Here is a 23,389-nt window from a genome sequence, read left to right as displayed (position 1 = left end):
CCGTTCATCTGAAACCGGGGGCGACCTGTTATTTCTGACAGTAGATCCTAATCGATATTGCCTCGAAGATTGATGCGAGGGCCATCACCGGCTCTGAACCCAAGAACGACTGTTCCGGCAAAGGAGTCGCACAATGATCGTCAGGAAAAACATTCGCTCGCATACGGCCGTCGAGCGGGCAGCGTTCATCAACTGTCTGCTCGCCCTCAAGCGTAATGGGGGGTACGACAAATATGTGCACTGGCATCACCGAGTGATGAAACCCACTGTGCATCCTTGGGAACCGCAAGATCCTGAGTATCGAAACGGAGCCCACCTTGGCCCGGCATTTCTGCCATGGCATCGAGAAATGCTGATGCAGTTCGAGACGGATTTGCGCGCGATTGATCCTCAAGTGACTCTGCCATATTGGGACTGGACTGAAGATGCGTCGGATCCGACAAACTCACCTGTCTGGACGGATCAATGGATGGGCGGGAATGGCAGCCAAGGTGATCATGACCGAGTACAGACCGGGCCTTTTGCTCACCAGTACGGAAACTGGCCGGTTCCGGCCTATCCGGAAAACGGTGAGACGGAACCTGGTCTCAAACGTCAGTTCGGCGTTCTTGTGACCTCGCTTCCGACGTCGGCAGACGTGGGCATGGCGATGCGAGAGTGGTTATATGACACGCCGCCTTACGATTCCGGTCCATATACCAGGGGATTTCGCAATCGACTGGAGGGGTGGATCACGCAACGAGGTGATCCTCAAGTCACCACCCCGGGTTCGCAGCTGCACAACCGCGTCCATCTGTGGATAGGGGGCAATATGTTGGCCATGACCTCCCCTGAAGATCCGGTGTTCTTTCTGCACCACTGCAATATCGACCGGATCTGGGCGAGTTGGCAGGCACAGATGGCTCTGGACAATCCGCAATGGGCTCCGCATTACACGCCGATCCGTGGTGGGCCGCCCGGTCATAACTTTGATGACGCGCTCGCGCCATGGACGAGAACCATCGGAGACGTCATGGATATCCGCGTATTGGGTTATGAATATGCCCCCATCCAGCCGTTGCAGAAGAGTCCATTCAAGTCGCCCTTCATGGCGTCATGACGCGTCAACGTTCCTGCACGGCTCGTGCAGGAACACTCCTCACTCCTGCCCGATCGACTCCAAAAACTCCGACCGCTCGTCACTCATCCGCGCCACGCAATCGTTCTGCGCAATCTTGAACGCCTTGCTGCCGTCCGTCGCCGGGAAGGCTTCGACGGCGCAGTCGGCGTCGCGGGTTTTCAGCCATTGTTGCTGGGCGGTCTTGAGTTTGGCGGTGATGTCGGCCAGTTGCGCCGGGTTCTTGCCGTAGGTCGATTGCATGCGCTCGTTCAGGCTTTTGAAGTTGTCCTGGAGCAGGTCTTCGGCGGTGGTGCGGCTGTAGGTCGAGCATTCCAGGGTCTGGACGTCGTTTTCCACCGCGTCGCACGGGTTGTTGTCGGACTCTTCGGCGGCGTGTACGCCGGTCGCAATCAGTGCCAGGGCCAGGAAGATCGATTTCATTGATGTCGCCGCTCTAATCCAGTGGTGTTTCCGAGATGCGGCAGATTCTGGCTCAAGCTCGCGGGCTTGAACAGGTGGCTGGTCGGACCGGTTGGCGACCCTTTGTCGCGGATTGACGCTTTCGGCAATTCCCCTGTCGTTTTTGCACCCGGCTGGTCGCGCACCGAGGCATATGCTGGCCCCAAAGCGCCGGCAGACGATTCGGCGCATGAATCGCCAATAAGGGGACGCCTGATGAGCCCAGCCGAATTACACGCCGACAGCATCGTTATCGACGGTCTGATCATTGCCAAATGGAACCGCGAGCTGTTCGAAGACATGCGCAAGGGCGGTCTGACGGCGGCCAACTGCACCGTGTCGGTGTGGGAGGGCTTTCAGGCCACGGTCAACAACATCGCCGCCAGCCAGAAGCTGATCCGCGAAAACAGCGACCTGGTGATCCCCGTCCGCACCACCGCCGACATCCGCAAGGCCAAGGAGCAGGGCAAGACCGGCATCCTCTTCGGCTTCCAGAACGCCCACGCCTTTGAAGACCAGATCGGCTATGTCGAGGTGTTCAAGCAGCTTGGCGTCGGCATCGTGCAGATGTGCTACAACACCCAGAACCTGGTGGGCACCGGTTGCTACGAGCGTGACGGCGGCCTGTCGGGCTTCGGTCGCGAAATCGTCGCCGAGATGAACCGCGTCGGCGTCATGTGCGACCTGTCCCACGTCGGCTCCAAGACCTCCGAGGAAGTCATCCTCGAATCGAAAAAACCGGTCTGCTATTCCCACTGCCTGCCGTCGGGGCTCAAGGAGCACCCGCGCAACAAGTCCGATGAAGAACTGAAGTTCATCGCCGACCACGGCGGTTTTGTCGGCGTGACCATGTTCGCGCCGTTCCTGGCCAAGGGCATCGACTCGACCATTGACGACTACGCCGAAGCGATCGAATACACCATGAACATCGTGGGCGAAGACGCCATCGGCATCGGCACCGACTTCACCCAGGGTCACGGTCAGGACTTCTTCGAATACCTGACCCACGACAAGGGCTACGCCCGCCGTCTGACCAACTTCGGCAAGATCATCAACCCGCTGGGCATCCGCACCGTCGGCGAGTTCCCGAACCTGACCGAAACCCTGCTCAAGCGCGGCCACTCCGAGCGAGTCGTGCGCAAGATCATGGGCGAGAACTGGGTCAACGTCTTGAAAGACGTCTGGGGCGAGTAAGCCGCTTCCCGAATACTTTCCCCCGGCCGTCCGCGCCGGGGGCAACACCCAAATTTTTCTGGAGTTAAGTTTCCATGGCCAAGATCGCCCCGCAATTGCCAATCGAAGTCGACAGCGAGACCGGTGTCTGGACCTCCGACGCCCTGCCGATGCTGTATGTGCCGCGCCATTTCTTCGTCAACAACCACATGGGCATCGAGGAAGTGCTGGGCGCCGACGCCTACGCCGAAATCCTCTACAAGGCCGGCTACAAATCCGCCTGGCACTGGTGTGAAAAAGAAGCCGAATGCCACGGTCTGGAGGGCGTCGCGGTGTTCGAGCACTACATGAAGCGCCTGTCGCAGCGCGGCTGGGGCCTGTTCAAGATCCAGGATATCGACCTCGATAAAGGCACCTGCAGCGTCAAGCTCGAACACTCGGCGTTCGTCTACGTCTACGGCAAGGTCGGACGCAAGGTCGACTACATGTTCACCGGCTGGTTTGCCGGCGCGATGGATCAGATCCTCGCCGCTCGTGGCAGCAAGATCCGCACCGTGGCCGAACAAGTCTACGGTGGCTCCGAAGAAGGCCACGACGACGGCCTGTTCACCGTCAAGCCGTTGTAAGTCGAGGAACCCGCCATGGCTTTCGAAGCAATGTTCCAGCCGATCCAGATCGGCAAACTGACCATCCGCAACCGCGTGCTCAGCACCGCGCACGCCGAGGTCTACGCGACCGACGGCGGCATGACCACCGAACGGTACGTCAAGTATTACGAAGAGAAAGCCAAGGGCGGCATCGGCCTGGCGATCTGTGGCGGTTCGTCCGTGGTGGCGATCGACAGCCCGCAGCAATGGTGGAGTTCGGTGAACCTGTCCACCGACCGGATCATCCCGCACTTCCAGAATCTCGCCGACGCCATGCACAAGCATGGCGCCAAGATCATGATCCAGATTACCCACATGGGCCGTCGCTCCCGTTGGGACGGTTTCCACTGGCCGACCCTGATGTCGCCGTCGGGCATCCGTGAACCGGTGCACCGCGCCACCTGCAAGACCATCGAGCCGGAAGAAATCTGGCGGGTGATCGGCAACTACGCGCAAGCCGCGCGCCGTGCCAAGGCCGGTGGTCTGGACGGCGTCGAACTGTCGGCCGTGCACCAGCACATGATCGACCAGTTCTGGAGCCCTCGCGTCAACAAGCGTACCGACGAATGGGGCGGCACTTTCGAGGGCCGGATGAAGTTCGGTCTGGAAGTCCTGAAAGCCGTACGTGCCGAAGTCGGTGACGATTTCTGCGTCGGCATGCGTATCTGCGGTGACGAGTTCCACCCGGACGGCCTGTCCCACGAAGACATGAAGCAGATCGCCAAGTATTACGACGACACCGGCATGCTCGATTTCATCGGCGTCGTCGGCTCGGGGTGCGACACCCACAACACCCTGGCCAACGTGATTCCGAACATGAGTTACCCGCCGGAGCCGTTCCTGCACCTGGCGGCCGGGATCAAGGAAGTGGTCAAGGTTCCGGTGCTGCACGCGCAGAACATCAAGGACCCGAACCAGGCCACGCGGATTCTGGAGGGCGGTTACGTCGACATGGTCGGCATGACTCGCGCCCACATCGCCGACCCGCACCTGATCGCCAAGATCAAGATGGGTCAGATCGACCAGATCAAACAGTGTGTCGGCGCCAACTACTGCATCGACCGCCAGTACCAAGGTCTGGACGTACTGTGCATCCAGAACGCCGCGACCTCCCGTGAATACATGGGCGTGCCGCACATCATCGAGAAATCCACCGGGCCGAAACGCAAGGTGGTAATCGTCGGTGCCGGCCCGGCGGGGATGGAAGCTGCTCGCGTGGCAGCCGAACGTGGCCACGACGTGACCCTGTTCGAGAAGAAGGAATTCATCGGTGGCCAGATCACTACGGCCTCGAAAGCGCCGCAGCGTGACCAGATCGCCGGTATCACTCGTTGGTTCCAGCTGGAGCTGGCGCGGCTGAAAGTCGACCTGCGTCTGGGCACTGCAGCGGATGCCGACACCATCATGGACCTGCGTCCGGACATCGTGGTGCTGGCCGTCGGCGGGCATCCGTACCTGGAGCAGAACGAACACTGGGGCGCCGCCGAAGGGTTGGTTGTCAGCAGCTGGGACGTGCTCGACGGCAAGGTCGCGCCGGGCAAGAACGTGCTGGTCTACGACACCATTTGCGAGTTCACCGGGATGTCGGTTGCCGATTTCCTCGCTGACAAGGGCAGCCAGGTCGAGATCGTCACCGACGACATCAAGCCGGGCGTGGCCATCGGCGGTACGTCGTTCCCGACCTACTACCGCAGCATGTACCCGAAAGAAGTGATCATGACCGGCGACATGATGCTGGAGAAGGTCTACCGCGAAGGCGACAAACTCGTCGCGGTGCTGGAGAACGAATACACCGGCGCCAAAGAGGAGCGGGTGGTGGATCAGGTGGTTGTCGAGAACGGCGTGCGCCCGGACGAAGAAATCTACTACGCCCTCAAGGACGGCTCGCGCAACAAGGGCCAGATCGATGTCGAGGCGCTGTTCGCGATCCAGCCGCAACCTTCGTTGAGCAGCAACGGCGACGGTTACCTGCTGTTCCGCATCGGTGACTGCGTGGCGCAGCGTAATACCCACGCTGCGATCTATGACGCCCTGCGGCTCTGCAAGGATTTCTAAACGCTGATGGACTGATCGTACCCACGTCGAAGCGTCGAACCGTCTGCGTGGGAATGCAGCCCGGGACGCTCCGCGTCCCAAAGCGGACGCAGAGCGTCCATTGAGGCATTCCCACGCAGAGCGTGGGAACGATCGTCACGTGTTTCTCCAGGCTGTACTGGTGGGAGCTTCACCATGTTGAACACCCTTCTTCCAATCCTGTTGTTCGCAGCCCTGGCCCTTGCGGTGCTGGGTGCATTGCGGCGGGTGGCCATGTGGCGCCGGGGCCGGGCCTCGAAGGTCGATCTGATCGGCGGCCTGTTTGCCATGCCCAAGCGTTACATGGTCGATCTGCACCACGTGGTGGCGCGGGACAAATACATCGCCAACACCCACGTCGCCACGGCGGGCGGTGCGGTGGCGTCGATCGTGCTGGCGATTCTGGTGCACGGTTTTGGCCTGCATAACCGCATTCTTGGATACGCGCTGCTGCTGATGACGGCGGTGATGTTCGTCGGGGCGATCTTCGTTTATCGGCGTCGGCTCAACCCGCCGTCGCGGCTGTCGAAAGGCCCGTGGATGCGCCTGCCGAAAAGTCTGCTGGCGTTCTCTGCGTCGTTTTTCCTGGTGACCTTGCCGGTGGCCGGGATCCTGCCGGAAAACTTCGGCGGCTGGGTGCTGGCAGCGATTCTCGGCATCGGTGTGTTGTGGGGCGTGTCGGAACTGTTCTTCGGCATGACCTGGGGCGGCCCGATGAAGCACGCATTCGCCGGTGCCTTGCACCTGGCCTGGCACCGTCGCGCCGAACGTTTTGGCGGCGGTCGTTCCACCGGTTTGAAACCGCTGGACCTGAATGATCCGACCGCACCGCTGGGTGTGGAAAAACCCAAGGATTTCACCTGGAACCAGTTGCTCGGTTTCGACGCCTGCGTGCAGTGCGGCAAGTGTGAAGCGGCGTGCCCGGCGTTCGCCGCCGGCCAGCCGCTGAACCCGAAAAAGCTGATTCAGGACATGGTGGTCGGCCTCGCCGGCGGCACCGATGCCAAGTTCGCCGGCAGCCCTTATCCGGGCAAACCGGTCGGCGAACACTCGGGCAATCCGCATCAACCGATCGTCAACGGTCTGGTCGATGCCGAAACCCTGTGGTCGTGCACCACCTGCCGCGCCTGCGTCGAGGAGTGCCCGATGATGATCGAGCACGTCGATGCCATCGTCGACATGCGTCGGCACCTGACCCTGGAAAAAGGCGCGACCCCGAACAAGGGCGCCGAAGTCCTGGAAAACCTGATTGCCACCGACAACCCTGGCGGTTTTGCTCCGGGCGGCCGGATGAACTGGGCGGCGGACCTGAACCTCAACCTGCTCAGCGAGAAGAAGTCCACCGACGTGCTGTTCTGGGTCGGCGACGGCGCCTTCGACATGCGCAACCAGCGCACCTTGCGTGCCTTCGTCAAAGTGCTGAAAGCGGCCAAGGTCGACTTCGCGGTGCTCGGGCTGGAAGAACGCGACAGCGGTGACGTGGCCCGACGTCTTGGCGACGAAGCGACCTTCCAGTTGCTCGCCAAACGCAATATCCAGACCCTGGCCAAATACAGTTTCAACCGCATCGTCACCTGCGATCCGCACAGCTTCCACGTGCTGAAAAACGAGTACGGCGCGTTCGACGGCAACTACCTCGTCCAGCACCACAGCACCTATCTGGCGGAAATCATCCAGGCCGGCGCGCTGAACCTCGGTCAGCACAAAGGCAACAGCGTGACCTACCACGATCCGTGCTACCTCGGCCGCTACAACGGCGAGTACGAGGCGCCGCGCGAAGTGCTGCGTGCGCTCGGCATCGAGATCAAGGAAATGCAACGTTCCGGCTTCCGTTCGCGCTGCTGCGGCGGCGGTGGCGGGGCGCCGATCACCGACATTCCGGGCAAGCAGCGGATCCCCGACATGCGCATGGAAGACATCCGAGAGACCGGCGCCGAGCTGGTGGCCGTGGGTTGTCCACAGTGCACGGCGATGCTCGAAGGCGTGGTCGAACCGCGTCCGCTGATCAAGGACATCGCCGAACTGGTGGCCGACGCGCTGCTCGAAGACGCCGCGCCGAACAAGCCTGCCACCCCGGCCAAACGTGAACCTGCGGAGGCCCACTGATGAGCGACATTATCCGCCGTGACCCCCGCGCCGAATGGATCGCACGCAACCGCCTGCATCCGCTGCACGCAGCCATGCAACCGGCGCAACACAGCTGGATGGGGCCCAACGGGATCATCCGCAAGAACCTGCACGGTATCGGCTTCATCGGGCCGAACGGCATCAAGCGCATTGACCGCAGCGGCGCCCAGCAGGGTGGGGCGGTCAAACGTTCGGCAGCGGTGGAAGTGCAATTGCCGCTGCATCAGGTACCGGCCCCGGCGTTCTATATCAGCGTGGTGCCGGACATGGTTGGCGGTCGCCTGAGCAGTCACGACCGTGACTTGCTTGGCCTGGCGCATCAACTGGCCGGCAGCGACGGCGCGGTGCTGGCGGTGGTATTCGGAGAGCACAAGGAAAACGCTTTCGCCACGGCGGGCGTTGACCGCTTGCTGGTGCTGGAAGGCGAAGAGTTCAGCGGTTATGCACCGGAGCAACGAGTCCAGGGCCTGAGGGCTGTGGATAACCAGTTCAACCCGCGCCACTGGCTGCTGCCGGACAGTCGCAGCGGTGGCGGCGAACTGGGTCGGCGCTTTGCTGCCGCACTGGGCGAACGCCCGGCCACACGGGTTTGGCAAGTCAAGGATCAGGAGTGCATCGGCCGCGCCGGTGCCGGGTTGCAGGATCTTGCCCGTCCGGTGGCGCGCTTGATTCTGGCTTCGGCCGAATGCGCCGAGCCGGTCAGCGAAACCCGTCACGAAGCGCTGCCGGTGGAGTTATCCACACCTGTCGCGCGCAGCCTGTCGCGGATCGAGGATCTGGGCGCCGTAGCGGTGGATCCGTCGGCGATCCCGATGGCCGAAGCCGAGTTCATCTTCTCCGGTGGCAACGGGGTCAAGGACTGGGATCTTTTCCACAGGACCGCCGCCGCTCTCGGCGCCACCGAAGGCGCCTCGCGGGTGGCGGTGGACGACGGCTTCATGGCCCGCGACCGTCAGGTCGGCGCGTCCGGCACCTGGGTCACGGCGCGGGTTTACGTGGCCGTGGGGATTTCCGGGGCGATCCAGCACCTGCAAGGCATCGGTGCCTGCGACAAGGTGGTGGCGATCAACCTCGATCCGGGCTGCGACATGATCAAGCGTGCCGACCTGTCGGTGATCGGCGAAAGCGCGGAAATTCTTCAGGCCTTGATCGCGGCGGTAGAGGCTTACCGCAACGAAGCCAAGCGCGATGCGGCTTAAGGAACGGTTATGAGCACAAAGATCATCAGTCTGGTTTCAATCGGCGCCCACCCGACCTCGGGCCGCCCGCGCCGCGCCGAACAGGACGCCCGCGCGGTGGAGCTTGGTCTGCAACTGGCTGGGGATAACCTGCAAGTGCTGCATGCCGGGGACATTGGCGAACCTGCGCTGCGCGCTTATCTGGGCATGGGGCTGGAGCAGATGCATGTGCTGGAGCAACCGGCCGGCGCCGATGCGCTGCCGGCGTTGACCGACTATCTGCGTGATGCCGGCGCCCAGGTCGTACTGACTGGCAGCCAGGCGGAAACCGGCGAGGGTTCGGGAATGCTGCCGTTCCTGCTGGCCGAAGGGCTGGGCTGGCCGCTGGTGGTTGGATTGGCGCAGGTCGAGTCGATCAACGACGGTTCGGCGCTGGTGCTGCAAGCATTGCCCCGTGGGCAGCGGCGCCGGTTGAAGGTACGTCTGCCGTTTCTCGCGACTGTGGATAACGCCGCACCCAAGCCTCGACAAAGTGCTTACGGCCCGGCGCGGCGTGGGGTTCTCCAGGCAAAAGACGTGGAAGTGGTGGACGACGAATTGCTCGCCGTGTCGACCCTGCAACCGGCCAAGCCACGGCCGAAACGGTTGAAGGTGATCAAGGCCAAGAGCGGGGCGGACCGGATGAAGGCGGCGACAGCCAAGGCCAGTGGGGGTGGGGGGCAGGTGCTTAAGGGCGTGACTGCCGAGGCAGGTGCCGAAGCTATCCTCAAACTGCTGATCGAAGAAGGTGTTGTCCGCTAGAGCCCTGCATTTGACCCTCTTCCTTTGGAAGAGGGTTTTTACCCACAATCCCTGTTGGCGGATCTGTGGATAACGTGTTCGCCCATCCCTGAACCCCGCGCCAACCAAGCCCTCCAGCCTTAAGATCAAAAAACAACCAGCCTAACTCGCGGTTTTTACGAGCTTTTTCCCCAGAACAACTCCCCAAGTTGCCCCCAATCTCTGTTGGCGCTTCTGTGGATAAGATGTTCGCTATCCGCTGAGAGCTAGATAAACCGTGGCTTGCGAAGAATTGTTCGAAAAACGATCAATTTAGCCTTTTTATTCGCCAGACCTCGCGCAAACCTCGATTTATCAAGGCCTCCAGCGCTTTTCCACAGAGCCCGCCAAGTTACCCCCGAAGTCTGTTGGCGCTTCTGTGGATAAGGTGTTCGCCATCCTTTGCAAGCCACGCAATCCGTGCCTTTCGGGCTTGTGATCAAAAAACACTCAATCGTTACTGAAAACCCTGCTTCTGGATAAGTCACGGTTTTTCTTTACAAAACCGTCGATATTTTTCCGGGTCATCCACAGTTGTCCCCATTTGCTGTGGGTGGCTATGTGGATAACTTGTTCGCCAAACCCTGCGAGCCCCGCCGGCTATAGTCCAAACGGTAATTGATCAGATTTCATACAGTTCTAAAGCGCTGCCTTGACTTCAATACGGCCGCTGTCTTCACTCCAATGGCACAAGGACCGCCGTCACTTATCCACATCTGGTTCAGGGAGAACGCGTGATGGATACCCAGCCACATCGCTCACCCCTCAATCCACGCATGCTCCGCGCGCAGTCGGCTCCGACGCCGCGCAAGCGCACCTTGCGTCGTGCAGCCAATCAGCACGCCCGTCTCTAGCGAGTCGATATCGCCCACATCGCTGTACTGCCGCCGAAACCGGAGGCCAGGTGCCCGTTCGCCCATTGATTGCAGGCAACCGCAGAGTTGCCCCATCTGCCTGAGAGAGGAACCACCTCATGACACGGATCGCAACGCCCATCAGCGACATCAAGGAACACTACGACGTGATCGTCATCGGCTCCGGGTATGGCGGCGGCATTGCCGCTTCGCGGTTGTCCCGGGCCGGCAAAAAGGTGTGTTTGCTGGAACGCGGTCGGGAAATCCAGCCCGGCGAATACCCCAACACCATGATCGCCGCGACTGAGGAGTTGCAGGTGAACGACCCGGACGGCCACATCGGCTCGCGCACCGGGTTGTTCGATCTGCACGTCAACGCGCAGCAGAACGTAGTGGTCGGCTGTGGCCTGGGTGGCACGTCGCTGATCAATGCCAACGTCTCGCTGGAACCTGAGCCGGGCGTCTTTGACGACCCGCGCTGGCCGCAGGAGGTGCGCGAACACCGCGACACCCTGCTCAAGGACGGTTATGCCCGCGCCCGGGAAATGCTCAAACCCAATCCTTACCCGAATACCGCGCCGAATTTGCCCAAGCTCGACGCCAACAAAAAATCCGCGGATTTCCTCAAGCAAGGCGCGCACTTCTACAAGCCGCCGATCAACGTGACCTTCGACAAACTGCCGAACAACCTCAACCACGTCGGTGTCGAGCAACTGCCGTGCAACCACTGCGGCGACTGCGTTTCGGGCTGTAACAACAAGGCCAAGAACACCACGCTGATGAACTACCTGCCGGACGCCTGCAATCACGGCGCGGAGATCATCTGCCAGGCCCAGGTGCGGCATCTGGAGCGCGATGGCGATGGCTGGATCGTGCACTTCCAGTATCTGGACAGCGGTCGCGAGAAATTCGACGCGCCGACGCTGTTCGTGAAGGCCGACATTGTCGTGGTGTCCGCCGGCACCCTCGGTTCCACCGAGATTCTGCTGCGCTCGCGGGACAAGGGCCTGGCGATGTCCGGGCAGCTCGGCGAGAACATGAGCGGCAACGGTGACATCCTCGGCTTCGGCCACAACTGCGAACAAACCATCAACGGCATCGGTTTCGGCACGCACCCGGCCAAGGAAATGAAACCGGTCGGCCCGTGCATCACCTCGATCATCGACATGCGCACCGAAGGCGACTGGCGCAGTCGCATGGTCATCGAGGAAGGTTCGATCCCCGGCGCGCTTGGCCGGCCGATGGTGCCGGCGATGGCCGGGTTTGCCGAGCTGATCGGCAAGCCCACCGACGACAGCTTCAGCGGCAAAGTGAAGTACAAGGAGCGCGAGGCCGAAAGCTTCCTGCGCGGCCCGTACTACGGCGCGCTGCACAACATGCAGACGTACCTGATCATGAGCCACGACAGCGGCCAGGGGCGCATGGTCCTCGACAACAAGGATCAGCTGCGCATCGATTGGCCGGGGGTTGGCGAACAGGAAAACTTCAAGATCGGCAACGAACGCCTGCACCAGAGCACCAAGGCCTTGGGTGGGATCTGGGTCGAGAACCCGATCTGGACCAAGCTGCTCAAGCACAGCATCGTCTCGGTACATCCGCTGGGCGGTTGCGTGATGGGTGAAGACGCCGCGCAAGGCGTGGTCAACCACAAGGGCCAGGTGTTCAGTGGTGCCAGTGGCACCGATGTCTACACCAATCTGTACGTGACTGACGGCGCGGTGATTCCGACGTCACTGGCGGTCAACCCGTTGCTGACCATCTCCGCCGTCAGCGAGCGCAACATGGGCCTGCTGGCCGCCGATCGTGGCTGGAAGATCGACTACACGCTGCCGTCGGCGCCGCGTAAACAGACTGCGCCGCCAACCCTCGGCGTGCAATTTACCGAAACCATGAAGGGCTACTTCTCCCGGGCCTTCACCGCCGCGCAAAGCACCGACCTCAAGGTCTACGAAGCGGCGGCCAAACGCGGCGAGGCGGACAATTCGCCGATCGACTTCACCCTGACCATCACTGCCAACGACCTTAACCGGATGATCAAGGAACCGGAACATGCCGCGACCATCGTCGGCACGGTGATCGCCCCGGCGCTGTCGCCGCAGCCGCTGACCGCCAGCAATGGCGTGTTCAACCTGTTCGAGCAATTCGAGCAGCAGGTCGACACGCGCCACATGAAATACGACATGAAGCTGACCGCCGAGGACGGCAGCGACTATTTCTTCAGCGCCTTCAAGACCGTGCCGGAAGACAACGGCGTGCTGAATATCTGGCATGACACCAGCACCCTTTACGTGACGCTGTATCGCGGGCCGGACAAATCCGGCGAGGTGATCGGTTCGGGTGTGATGCACATCCATCCGGCCGATTTCGCCAAGCAGATGACCACCATGAAAGTCCTCAATGCGCGCAACGAGCGTGAGCGCATCGAAGGGCTGGCGCGGTTCGGCAAGTTCTTCGCCGGGATTCTCTGGGAGAGTTACGGCGGGGTGTTCGCCGGTGACAAATACTTCAATCCCGACGCACCGCCACGCTTGAAACGACCGCTGGATGCGCCGACGCCGGCTGTGCATTTCTTCCCCACCGAGGATGGCGTGGAACTGCGCCTGAGCCGCTATCAGGCCGGCAGCAAAGGCCCGGTGATGCTGGTGCATGGCTTGGGTGTGGGCTCGAATATCTTTTCCACCGACACCATCCAGACCAACCTGCTGGAGTTTCTGTGCAAGCACGACTACGACGTGTGGCTGCTGGATTTCCGGGTGAGCATCCTGCTGCCGGCGAGCAAGAAGGAATGGAACGGCGATCAGATCGCCCAGTACGACTTCAAGGCTGCCATCGGGCAGATCCAGCAGCAGACCGGCGCGAAGGACGTGCAATGCGTGGTGCATTGCTACGGCGCGACGACGTTCTTCATGTCGTTGCTCGCCGGTTTGCAGGGCGTGCGTTCGGTGGTCTGCTCACAGATTGCCGCCGACACGGTGGTCGCGACCGCAACGGGCTTGAAGGCTGGTCTGCACCTGCCGGGCATGCTCGATGCGATTGGCGTGAAGTCGATGACGGCCTACGCCGACAGCAAGGAGAACTGGTTCAACAAACTCTACGACAAGGCCCTCAACGGCTACGCGCGGATCGAAGCACAGGGCTACTGCACCAACCCGGTGTGCCACCGCATCACCTTCATGTACGCCTCGCTGTACCGCCACGACACCCTCAACGAGACGCTGCATGACAACCTGCACGAACTGTTCGGCGAGTCGAACATCGAGACCTTCGAGCACCTGGCACTGATCGTGCGCAAAGGGCATCTGGTGGATTTCAAGGGCAACGATGTGTACATGCCGCACTTCGACCGGTTGACCATGCCGATCTGCTTCATCAGCGGCGCGGAAAACCAGTGCTACTTGCCGGAGAGCACGCTCAAGACCTATCAGAAGGTTTGCGAGAAGCATGGGCCGGAGCGTTATAGCCGGCATGTGGTGCCGGGCTATGGCCACATCGATTGCATGTTCGGCAAGAACGCGGTGGTCGATGTGTACCCGATCATCCTTGAACACCTGGAGAAAACGGCCCTCGGCTGATCTCAGACCGAGTCGACTGCCATCGCGAGCAAGCTCGCTCCCACAGGGGACTGTGTCGAGCACAAATTCTGAGCATGGTTGCGCTCTCTGTGGGAGCGAGCTTGCTCGCGATGGCGACAGGTCAGGCGCTACACCTCTCCAGTCTGCACAAGGAAATGGATGACATGGACAGCTACATCCGCTGGTTTCAACGCTTCATCTGGCTCGGCATTGCGATGAACATGGTGTTCGCGATCCCGGCGCTGTTCGCGCCGGGGTTGCTGACATCGGTGGTCGGCCTGCCGCCGCAACTCTCCGACCCGTGGCTGGAAAACGCCGGGATGCTGCTGGTGGGCATCAGCGTGTTCTACATGCCGTCGGGCTTCAACGCACCGCGCTATGTGGTGCATTCCTGGCTGTGTGTGCTGACGCGGTTGATCGCCGTGGCGTTCTGGATCTACCTGATCAACACCAGCAGCCAGGGCTCGGTATTCGTGCCGATGCTGATGGGCGATCTGAGCTTTTTCCTGATCCTCGGCATCCTGCTGTACCTCGGCACCACCCCGGAAAATCGACCGCTGACCCTGCTCTGTGACGGCTGGCGCGAATGGCGGGCGGCGTGGGCGCGGCATTGGCAGAGCCACGCGTTCAAGGTCGGCACGCTGGTCGTGGTCGCGTTGCTGGGGTTCATCGGCTACGAGACCTGGTATCAGATGCTGCGCGTGGTGCCGGAGCAGGAATACGCATCCGACGAAGATCACTACAAATACGCGGCCATTGGCCTGGGCATCGAAGCGCGGATCCCGTACTACCTGTTCTCCGTGCTGCCGCAGATGTGCCCGGAAAAAATGCCGAAACCCGGCGGCTGGGAAGTTTTCGGTTTCCTGTTCGAGAACGGCAAGGACTTGCCGATCGGCATGGCCAAGCGGCAGATCGGCTACCCGACCGTCGAGCCGAACTGCGCGCTGTGCCACACCGGCTCCTACCGGGCGAATGCCAGTGATGTCGCGGTCAATGTGCCGAGCGCACCGGCCAACACCCTGCAACTGCAAGCCTTCCAGTGGTTCGCCTACGATTGCGCCAGCGACCCGAAATTCACCACCGACGCGGTGATGGCGGCGATCAACAGCAAGTTCCAGCTCGGCTTCTTCGAGCGGATCTACAACCGCTACCTGATCATCCCGATGGCGAAGACCGCGCTGCTCAAGCAGAAGCAGGCCTATGCCTGGCAGAAGCTACGCCCGCAGCAGGGACCGGGGCGTACCGACACCTTCAACCCGACGAAAATGGTGGTGTTTGGCTTCCCGGATGACTCGACCATCGGCACCGTCGACCTGCCGCAAGTGTGGAACCAGAAACCCCGTGAATCGATGTACCTGCACTGGGACGGCAATAACAACAAGATCCATGAGCGCAACTACGCGGCTGCGATGGCGGTGGGTGCGACGCCGGAGTCGGTGCTGCCACCGAGTTTCAATCGCGTGACCAACTGGCTGCTCGGGCACAAGGCGCCGGCTTGGCCGTGGGCACTGGATCAGGCCAAGGTCGCCCAGGGCAAACCGATCTGGGAAACCAATTGCGCCGGTTGCCACGACTTCGGTCGCGTCGATACCGGGCAGGTCACCACCAAAATCGACCAGCTCGGCACTGATCCGCATCGGCTCGACTCGTTCACTGTCGGGCTGGTGGCGGCGTTCCACACCTTCAAGAAACCGCCATTCGATTTCGGCGCCTACCGCAAGACCCAGAGCTATAGCAACACGCCCACCGACGGCATATGGCTGCGCGCGCCGTATCTGCACAACGGTTCGGTGCCGACCCTGTGGGATTTGCTGCAACCGCCGGAAAAGCGTCCGCAGGTGTTCGTCACCGGCTCCGATGTCTACGACCCGGTCAACGTCGGTTTCGTGACCAGCGGCGCGCAGGCCAAAGCCTCGGCGGACTTCAAGTACGACACGCACCTGGAGGGCAATCACAACAGCGGTCACCTGTATGGCACGACGCTGTCGGACGACGACAAACGCGCGCTGATCGAATTCATGAAAACCCTGTGAACCCCTACGGATAGAGGATTACGCCATGTCAGCAGTCGGTCATCTGAAGCATGAATACGACAAGGTAAAGGTGCGTCTGCACGGCCTGTTCACGCGAGTGGAAATGGCCTGGATGAAGCTCATCAGCGAACTGGAACCCGAGGAGTTCCAGGCCATCATCAAGTTGCTCCAGCGGGGGCACGATCAGGCGCAGTACGTGCTCAAGCACGGCGAGTTGCCGGACGATGAGCCGGCGGTGCCGTGGGAGTTGTCCCACGGTTTGTCGATCCTGCGCATTGGCAACGCGACGCCGTTGCCGCAGTCGCCTGACCAACTGCAAACCAAGGTGCTGAAGGACGGCACGCTACTCGGCTGTCGCAAATGGGAACTGCTGGATCTGCTGTGGAGCGAGGCGCTGCTGAAGTGGATCGAAAACCTGCGTCATCACGCGACCTTCGGCACCGATCCGGCGCTGGTGACCATGGATCGCGAAGTGACGTTGGCGATTGCCGGCGACTGGGGCACCGGGCCGTTCAACAGCCATGCGCCGGCGGTGTCGGTGGCCAACCAGATGCAACTGGCCAATGCCGACTTCACCATTCACCTGGGGGACGTTTATTACGCCGGTACCCACTCCCAGGAAGACACCGACATGGCCGGCTGGCCGATGGGCACCCACGGCTCGTTCACCCTCAATTCCAACCACGAGATGTACAGCGGCGCCCACGGTTACTTCAAGGAACTGGCCGCGCGTTTTCCGGGGCAGCAGGGCACCAGCTACTTTGCCCTGATCAACGACGACTGGCTGATTGTCGGGCTGGACACGGCGTACGCCTCGGACGTCATGAACCTGTACATGGACGGCACCCTGAACAAGCCGCAGATCGAGTGGATGAAAAGTCTGCCGAAACGCAAAAAGCTCATGGTGCTCAGCCACCATCAGGGTTTCGACATCACCGGGCACAACAAGACCGCGCTGTATCAACCGGTGTGCGATGCACTGGGGCGTGAGCCGGATTACTGGTACTGGGGGCACCTGCACAACGGCATCGTCTACGCGACCCAGGGTGGGTTGCATGCGCGCTGCGCCGGGCACGGGGCGATTCCCTACGGCACCACCAGTGAACTGAACGGGCATTCGGGGGTGCTGTTTTCGGAGACGCAGGATGCGAAGGATCCGGATTATCCGCTGCGGGTGTTGAATGGCTACGCAAGAATCCGGTTGGTGGGGGAGGATATTTTCGAGGAGTTTATTGGTGAGGATGGATCTGTGAGGTGGTCATCGAAGTGACCCGTTTGATCGTTCCCGCGCAGGACGCGGGAACGATCAATGACGCGAATCAACCCTGAACCGGAACACCTTTGAGATACGGCGCTGGCTCGGCTCCGAGGTTGCTCAGCAACCGCTCGCTGTACCAGTCGACGAAGTTGACCACGCCGAACTCATAGGTCTTGGAGTAAGGCCCTGGCTGGTAGGCGGTGGAGTTGATCCCGCGCTGGTTTTCTTCGGCCAGACGACGGTCCTGATCGTTGGTCGCGTCCCACACCTGGCGCATGCGCTCGACGTCGTAATCCACGCCTTCGACGGCATCCTTGTGCACCAGCCATTTGGTGGTGACCATGGTTTCCTGGGCGCTGATCGGCCACACGGTGAAGACGATGATGTGGTCGCCCATGCAGTGGTTCCACGAGTGCGGCAGGTGCAGGATGCGCATCGAGCCCAGGTCCGGGTTCTTGATCCGGCCCATCAGCTTGGCGCAGCCCTGTTTACCGTCCAGGGTCATCGACACGGTGCCTTTAAGCAGCGGCATGCGCACGATGCGGTTGCGCAGGCCGAAACTGGCGTGGGCGTAAGGGATCTTTTCAGCTTCCCAGGCCGCCGCGGAATCGGCGACGTGGTCCTTGAACGCCTGGTCGGCGCGCGGGTCGGTGACGTCGTCCCACTCCAGCAGGGTTTTCAGCAGTTCCGGGTGCGATGCGTTGCAGTGATAGCACTCGCGGTTGTTTTCCAGCACCAGTTTCCAGTTGGCCTTTTCCATCAAGGTGGTGGTAATCGCCACCTTGGTGTTCTCCATGTCGTACGGTTCCATGTAGTGGTTCAGCGTCGACAGGAAGTCATCGATGGCCGGCGGGTTCTCCGCCAGGCTGATGAAGATGTAGCCGCCGGCGGTCTTCACGTTCACCGGTTTGAGGCCGTACTGGTTCATGTCGAAGTCGGCGCCCATCTCGGTGCCGGCGAACAGCAGGCGGCCGTCCAGCTCATACGTCCACTGGTGGTAGTGGCAGACCAGTTTGGCGACCTTGCCCTTGTCGCTGGTGCACAGGCGTGAGCCACGGTGGCGGCAGACGTTGTGGAACGCGTGCACCACGCCTTCGGCGCCACGGATCACGATGATCGGGTTCTTGCCGATCTGCAGCGTCAGGTAGTTGCCCTTGGCCGGGATCTCGCAGGTCATGCCGGCGATCAACCACTCTTTCTGGAAGATCTCCTGCATGTCGATATCGAACAGGCGCTCGTCACTGTAGAACGGTTGCGGCAGCGAGAAGGTGCGCTCGCGCTCTTGCAGCATTTGTGCGGTGGCCTTGCGTGCGGGTTCCAGCGGGTCGCCCAGGCTGATTTTTGCGGTGTCCATCGATGTAATCCTCAAGGCCATCTGCGTGGCCGCGAAAGTGGCTGATCAGGGTTGCAGCGCAAGGTGTAAAGAATCTGTTTGTGTTGGGGCGAGTGTGGGGCCGCCGCAGGCGAGAACCTTATCCATGGGCGACATGGTGCAATCTGTTCCCGACGCGCAACCCCCGGTGGTTGGGGGCTGGTCGCGATAAGTATGTCAATGTCGCGGATAGGTAAACGGGCCGTCTGCGCTATACGCAGAATCGCCACATGAAGGCCGACAGTCGGCCGTGGAGAACAAGCATGTCCAACAGCTTCCTGAATCCGGTCACCACTCAGACCTGGGCCAATGGCCGACACATTGTCCGTTGCGTCAAAGTCATCCAGGAAACCTGGGATGTGCGTACCTTTTGCTTCATGGCCGACCAGCCGATCCTGTTCTTCTTCAAGCCCGGGCAGTTCGTTACCCTGGAGCTGGAGATCGACGGCCAGCCGATCATGCGTTCGTACACCATCTCCAGCTCGCCGTCGGTGCCGTACAGCTTTTCGGTGACCATCAAGCGCGTACCGGGGGGCAAGGTGTCCAACTGGCTGCACGACACCCTGCATGAAGGCCAGGAACTGGCGGTACACGGGCCGGTCGGGTTGTTCAACGCCATCGACTTTCCGAGCCCGAAAGTGCTGTACCTCAGCGGCGGTGTCGGCATCACGCCATGCATGTCCATGGCGCGCTGGTTCTATGACACCAACGGTAACGTCGACATGACGTTCATCCACAGCGCCCGCTCACCCAAAGACATCATTTACCACCGCGAGCTGGAACACATGGCGTCGCGAATCGACAACTTCAGCCTGCACCTGATCTGCGAGAAACACGGGCTGGGCGAGCCGTGGGCCGGCTATCGCGGCTACCTCAATCACAAGATGCTGGAGCTGATGGTGCCGGACTTCCTCGAGCGCGAAGTCTTCTGCTGCGGCCCGACGCCGTACATGACGGCGGTCAAGCGCCTGCTGGAAAACGCCGGCTACGACATGAAGCGCTATCACGAGGAATCCTTCGGCGCCACGCCACCGGAAGCCCGTGCCGATGCAGTGGAACAGGCGGAACAGGCAGCGGAAGCACCGGAAGTCCCGGCAGCGGATCTGCACCTCGTGGAATTCACCTCATCGGACAAGAGCATCCGTGTTGCGCCAGGCGAGACCGTGCATGCGGCCGCAGCGAAAGTTGGGCTGATGATTCCGAAGGCCTGCGGGATGGGCATTTGCGGGACGTGCAAGGTGCTCAAGCTGGGCGGTGAGGTGGAGATGGATCACAACGGCGGGATTACCGAGGACGATGAGGCGGAGGGGTACATTCTTTCTTGCTGCAGTGTGCCGAAGGGGGATGTGCGGATCGAGTATTGAATTCAGTTTGCAGGCTTGGGGGCGATCTCCCATAGGGGAGATCGTATGAAGTCATTAGTTGCTGTTTTTAAATGACTTCGAATGCGGCGAGAAGTCCAAACAATAAAAAAGTGAAGCCGGTAATTCTCTGATATTTATATAGTGTAAGCAGCGTGCGTTTGAAGTCTGACGGAAAATTTTTAATATCTTTTGCGCTCAATTTCCCTTGATAAATGTAGATTTCGGGACGCTTCAGGAAATTAAAAATTTCTCCCATCATGTAGATGCGCCCCCGCACGCCTCCATGCCATAGCATCATAAGGCCTCCAGCAATCGAGCTGTTTTGAAGGCTGTTCATTATTAGTTCTATTTTTGTTTTTGCGATATACAACGAGATGCAGTTAATTGTTATGAGCGCGGTGAAGTTTATGATGTTTAGAATGATGAATGCATCTCTTGCAGTTTCAAAGTTCATTGGGTTTTCTCGTAAATCAACTCTCCGGCGATCTCGCCGCCTTTTTCGCCCATATAGCCGACCGTAAAAAATCCAGCTCCCGCAACCACTATCCCGCACAGTGCCCCACCGAGTCCCGCACTGGATACCCCGAGTGCTACGCAGATTGTCGTGGCAGTACTCGCACCCAAGGCAGAGCCGGCAACTCCACCCAGGAAACTCCCCGCCTCGGTATATTTCACTTTTTTGCATGCCTTGGCACTCTGGCTCGTACAAACTTCTTGAACCTTTATTGCCGAGGCCCCACCGCCTAAGGCTGTACCAATCCATCCTCCATATTTCATGTATTGCGATGCTTTGGTGACGGCCTGAAAATGAGTGGCATATCCCGGGTTCTGGCCGATGCCGCCGGCCTTTCTCCATCGATGCACCAGATGCGGATGCTCGATACCTAGAGCGATTTTGAGGTTTGGGTAATCAGGGAGGCCAATGGCTTTCTTCGTCAATCCGGTGAGCTGTCCGCCCAGCCGTTGAAGTAATTCGGCACGCTGCTTTTTGAATGCCTTTGAATTCAGGCTGCCATTGGCCTTGATAGTGCTGGCATGCAATGCCTCAATGTCTTTCAAAACGGCCTTTATGCCATCCAGATGATTAGCCGCCATGGCAGTCCCAACACCAATAACTTTCGAGCCATCTGAAAGCGTCCGTCTGATGACGTCATAGTGCTGCGCAAAAAAGTCCGCCTCTTCCACCGTCAACGGCGCCAGCGCCATGCTGACGATGTGTGCGGTTTCCATCAGCAGTGATTCTTCATAGGTACATTGCTGATTGTCTGGATTACTCAGAACAATCATCGATCCGGCTTTCACCACGTCCTCCAGTGGATTCAGGTTTTTGAATTTGGCGATGACACTCGGGTTTGACGACGGAAACAGCTGCGCCTGAAGTTTCTCGGCGGACACGCTTTTCGGCACGATGTAGAACCCCGGCTCTTCGGGCGCCGGCAGTTCCTGCGGCCACTCCTCGCGGGGAACGATTCGCAAGTCGTTGACCGGACGCGGAGAAGAGGGCGGGGCAGAGTTCGGGCGTGTCACTTTCATGACTTGCTGGTGAACGGCCCGCAGCAAACGTTCCGGATCGGGAGTTGCTGCAGGCTGTGGGAGCATCGGCAAGCGTCGTGTCTTGGTCGTGCCGGTGATCGCTCTGTGCCTGTTTTGCAGCAGGGCCCGAGACTGGTTCAGCAGGTTTTGTTGTTCTTGCACAAGCGCAAGGATTCCCTGCTCCGGAGTCAGGCGTCCGGCTGCAACCTCATCGGTGATGTGCTTGGCGAAATAAGCGACTTGTTGATTGAACTGCACGCGCGCAATGCCGTAGGCCAGATGGCGAGCACTGGCGGTCAGCGCCTGTCCGAGCAAGTTGCCGGCGGCATCCTCAACGTCGCAGAGGTCATGTGGTCGAGGGTTCAATCCTGGCTGCCCCACGAGGTATAGCCGGTGGTGCCCGCAATGTGGTGTACCCAACTGATGCCGCGGTAACGAATGGCTAATTGTTCTTGGGGTTGGGCGTCGTTTTGCAGAATGACGTGGGGCATCTCCTGCGAGAGTTCGGCGAGAACGGCCCCATCGAGGGCGATCGAATAAAACTTTTCCTGCTGACCTTGAGGCGAGGTTCGATAAAGGCTGATTGTGCATTCGAGTTCTTCGTTGTTCGAATACGCCTGAGCCAGCAATGGGGAAGATTTGTCGACCGCTTTGGTGATGATGACCGGTTGGTGGACGGCTTTGCCGAGGTTGTTGTCGCGGCGCATTTCATGGCTCAAGGCGAACACCATGATTTCATCGGTATGGGCTTTCTGGTATTTGTTGCCGACCGATTCCGGGGTCGAACATCCCGCTGAAATAAGGCCTTGAGTCTTGCCGGTGATGGTCATGTAGGCAGGGTTCGCCATAGTCAGCACTCCTCGAAAAAGGAGCAGGCAGTCTATGGCGAGGTCTGTTTGGTTTATGTAGGGCCTGGCGTAGGTTGTTTCTGAAAATGTTCAGTCGATAAACAGATCCGTCATCAACTTCGCGTCACTCTTCGGTTCAAACCGATAGTGATCGAATTCGCTCACGCCGCTCTCCCGCAAGATCTCCTCATCAATCAACAACCGCCCGGTAATCCGCCGTCCGCTGCTGCCCAGAATCACATGCGCCGCATCCGCCATGATCGCTGGCGTGCGCGCATGCTTGAACGACTCCCGATTACCGAGCTGAAATTCGATGGCAGCAGTGGCGATCATGGTCTGCGGCCACAGCGAATTCACACTGATCCCGTAGTTGGCGAATTCCTCGCTCATCCCGATGGTCAGCATGCTCATGCCGTACTTGGTCACGGTGTAGGGGCTGTATTGCGCGAACCATTTGCTGGCCAGATTCAGCGGCGGTGACAGGTTGAGAATGTGCCCGGAGGATTTCTTCAGATAGGGCAGGGCCGCCTGGCTGCACAGCAACACCGCACGGGTGTTGATCTGGTGCATCAGGTCGAAACGCTTGAGTTCGATATGTTGAACACCGGTCAGTTTGATCGCCCCGGCGTTGTTCACCAGTGCATCAATGGCGCCGAAATGTTCGTTGGCCTGGGCCAGCGCCTGGCGCACGGCCTCTTCATCGCGCACATCCAGTTGCAGGGCCAAAGCCTTGCCACCGGCCGCTTCGACTTCCGCTGCGACGCTGTGGATGGTACCGGGCAGCTTGGCATGCGGTTCGGCGCTCTTGGCGGCGATCACGATGTTGGCCCCGTCCCGCGCGGCCCGTAGCGCAATCTCGCGCCCGATGCCACGGCTGGCGCCGGTGATGAACAGGGTTTTGCCTTTTAGCGACATGCGGATGCTCCTGCTTATTGTTATGTGAGCGATGGCTCGACAAACAATGTAGACGATGGAGCTGA

At 60.3% G+C, this 23,389-nt stretch carries 17 protein-coding genes; 11 read left to right on the top strand and 6 right to left on the bottom strand.

Features of this window, described 5'->3' with window-relative positions; genetic code table 11:
* The first annotated feature begins 133 nt into the window (after positions 1 to 133).
* Positions 134 to 1,099, top strand: coding sequence for a tyrosinase family protein (locus AC07VV_RS08745; protein WP_495036017.1), 966 nt, complete (start codon positions 134 to 136; stop codon positions 1,097 to 1,099).
* Between the two features lie 39 nt (positions 1,100 to 1,138).
* Here the strand turns inward: AC07VV_RS08745 and AC07VV_RS08740 are convergent, their stop codons facing one another.
* Positions 1,139 to 1,540, bottom strand: coding sequence for a lysozyme inhibitor LprI family protein (locus AC07VV_RS08740; protein WP_102619806.1), 402 nt, complete (start codon positions 1,538 to 1,540; stop codon positions 1,139 to 1,141).
* Between the two features lie 234 nt (positions 1,541 to 1,774).
* On the opposite strand from AC07VV_RS08740, the gene AC07VV_RS08735 reads away from it, so the two are divergent.
* The 9 genes from AC07VV_RS08735 to AC07VV_RS08695 all read left to right on the top strand — a co-directional run bounded on the left by AC07VV_RS08735 (position 1,775) and on the right by AC07VV_RS08695 (position 17,304).
* Positions 1,775 to 2,752 (top strand): dipeptidase, encoded by a 978-nt coding sequence (locus AC07VV_RS08735; RefSeq protein WP_007959776.1) that lies wholly within the window; start codon positions 1,775 to 1,777, stop codon positions 2,750 to 2,752.
* Positions 2,753 to 2,826: 74 nt separating this feature from the next.
* Positions 2,827 to 3,357: a DUF5943 domain-containing protein gene (locus tag AC07VV_RS08730; protein WP_007959778.1), complete on the top strand. Its 531-nt coding sequence runs from the start codon at positions 2,827 to 2,829 to the stop codon at positions 3,355 to 3,357.
* Between the two features lie 15 nt (positions 3,358 to 3,372).
* Complete coding sequence (dgcA, locus tag AC07VV_RS08725; RefSeq protein WP_007959780.1) at positions 3,373 to 5,433, top strand: dimethylglycine demethylation protein DgcA; 2,061 nt, start codon at positions 3,373 to 3,375, stop codon at positions 5,431 to 5,433.
* 174 nt (positions 5,434 to 5,607) lie between these two features.
* Entirely contained in the window at positions 5,608 to 7,557 is a 1,950-nt protein-coding gene (gene dgcB / locus AC07VV_RS08720; protein WP_074692124.1) for a dimethylglycine demethylation protein DgcB, read from the top strand.
* On the top strand, positions 7,557 to 8,777 hold the full coding sequence (gene etfA / locus AC07VV_RS08715) for an electron transfer flavoprotein subunit alpha (protein ID WP_495036016.1): 1,221 nt from the start codon (positions 7,557 to 7,559) through the stop codon (positions 8,775 to 8,777). Before dgcB ends, etfA begins: the two co-directional genes overlap by 1 nt.
* A gap of 9 nt (positions 8,778 to 8,786) precedes the next feature.
* Positions 8,787 to 9,557 carry an electron transfer flavoprotein subunit beta gene (gene etfB / locus AC07VV_RS08710; RefSeq protein WP_495036015.1) on the top strand — a complete coding sequence of 257 codons (771 nt, stop codon included), beginning with the start codon at positions 8,787 to 8,789 and terminating at the stop codon, positions 9,555 to 9,557.
* 991 nt (positions 9,558 to 10,548) lie between these two features.
* Positions 10,549 to 14,001: an alpha/beta fold hydrolase gene (locus AC07VV_RS08705; protein WP_495036014.1), complete on the top strand. Its 3,453-nt coding sequence runs from the start codon at positions 10,549 to 10,551 to the stop codon at positions 13,999 to 14,001.
* Positions 14,002 to 14,165: 164 nt separating this feature from the next.
* Positions 14,166 to 16,034 carry a c-type cytochrome gene (locus AC07VV_RS08700; RefSeq protein WP_495036013.1) on the top strand — a complete coding sequence of 623 codons (1,869 nt, stop codon included), beginning with the start codon at positions 14,166 to 14,168 and terminating at the stop codon, positions 16,032 to 16,034.
* A 25-nt stretch (positions 16,035 to 16,059) separates the two neighbouring features.
* Positions 16,060 to 17,304 (top strand): metallophosphoesterase family protein, encoded by a 1,245-nt coding sequence (locus tag AC07VV_RS08695; protein WP_495036012.1) that lies wholly within the window; start codon positions 16,060 to 16,062, stop codon positions 17,302 to 17,304.
* A 49-nt stretch (positions 17,305 to 17,353) separates the two neighbouring features.
* Here AC07VV_RS08695 and gbca read toward each other — a convergent pair whose 3' ends face one another.
* Positions 17,354 to 18,646, bottom strand: coding sequence for a glycine betaine monooxygenase oxygenase subunit (gene gbca / locus AC07VV_RS08690; protein ID WP_096817776.1), 1,293 nt, complete (start codon positions 18,644 to 18,646; stop codon positions 17,354 to 17,356).
* A gap of 281 nt (positions 18,647 to 18,927) precedes the next feature.
* Between gbca and gbcB the strand changes: the two genes are divergently transcribed.
* Positions 18,928 to 20,028 carry a glycine betaine monooxygenase reductase subunit gene (gbcB, locus tag AC07VV_RS08685; protein ID WP_096817778.1) on the top strand — a complete coding sequence of 367 codons (1,101 nt, stop codon included), beginning with the start codon at positions 18,928 to 18,930 and terminating at the stop codon, positions 20,026 to 20,028.
* Between the two features lie 67 nt (positions 20,029 to 20,095).
* Here the strand turns inward: gbcB and AC07VV_RS08680 are convergent, their stop codons facing one another.
* The 4 genes from AC07VV_RS08680 to AC07VV_RS08665 form a co-directional block, all read right to left on the bottom strand.
* Positions 20,096 to 20,365, bottom strand: a complete 270-nt coding sequence (locus AC07VV_RS08680) for a hypothetical protein (protein WP_495036011.1) — start codon at positions 20,363 to 20,365, stop codon at positions 20,096 to 20,098.
* 113 nt (positions 20,366 to 20,478) lie between these two features.
* On the bottom strand, positions 20,479 to 21,927 hold the full coding sequence (locus tag AC07VV_RS08675; RefSeq protein WP_495036010.1) for a hypothetical protein: 1,449 nt from the start codon (positions 21,925 to 21,927) through the stop codon (positions 20,479 to 20,481).
* On the bottom strand, positions 21,924 to 22,409 hold the full coding sequence (locus AC07VV_RS08670; RefSeq protein WP_495036009.1) for an Hcp family type VI secretion system effector: 486 nt from the start codon (positions 22,407 to 22,409) through the stop codon (positions 21,924 to 21,926). The genes AC07VV_RS08675 and AC07VV_RS08670 overlap by 4 nt, the downstream gene beginning before the upstream one ends.
* A gap of 90 nt (positions 22,410 to 22,499) precedes the next feature.
* A complete protein-coding gene (locus tag AC07VV_RS08665; protein WP_495036008.1) occupies positions 22,500 to 23,324 on the bottom strand; it encodes an SDR family oxidoreductase in 825 nt (274 codons plus the stop codon).
* Positions 23,325 to 23,389: the final 65 nt, after the last annotated feature.

Source organism: Pseudomonas sp. GW821-FHT02C04, assembly GCF_059421845.1.
This window is presented reverse-complemented; position numbering and strand designations above follow the sequence as displayed.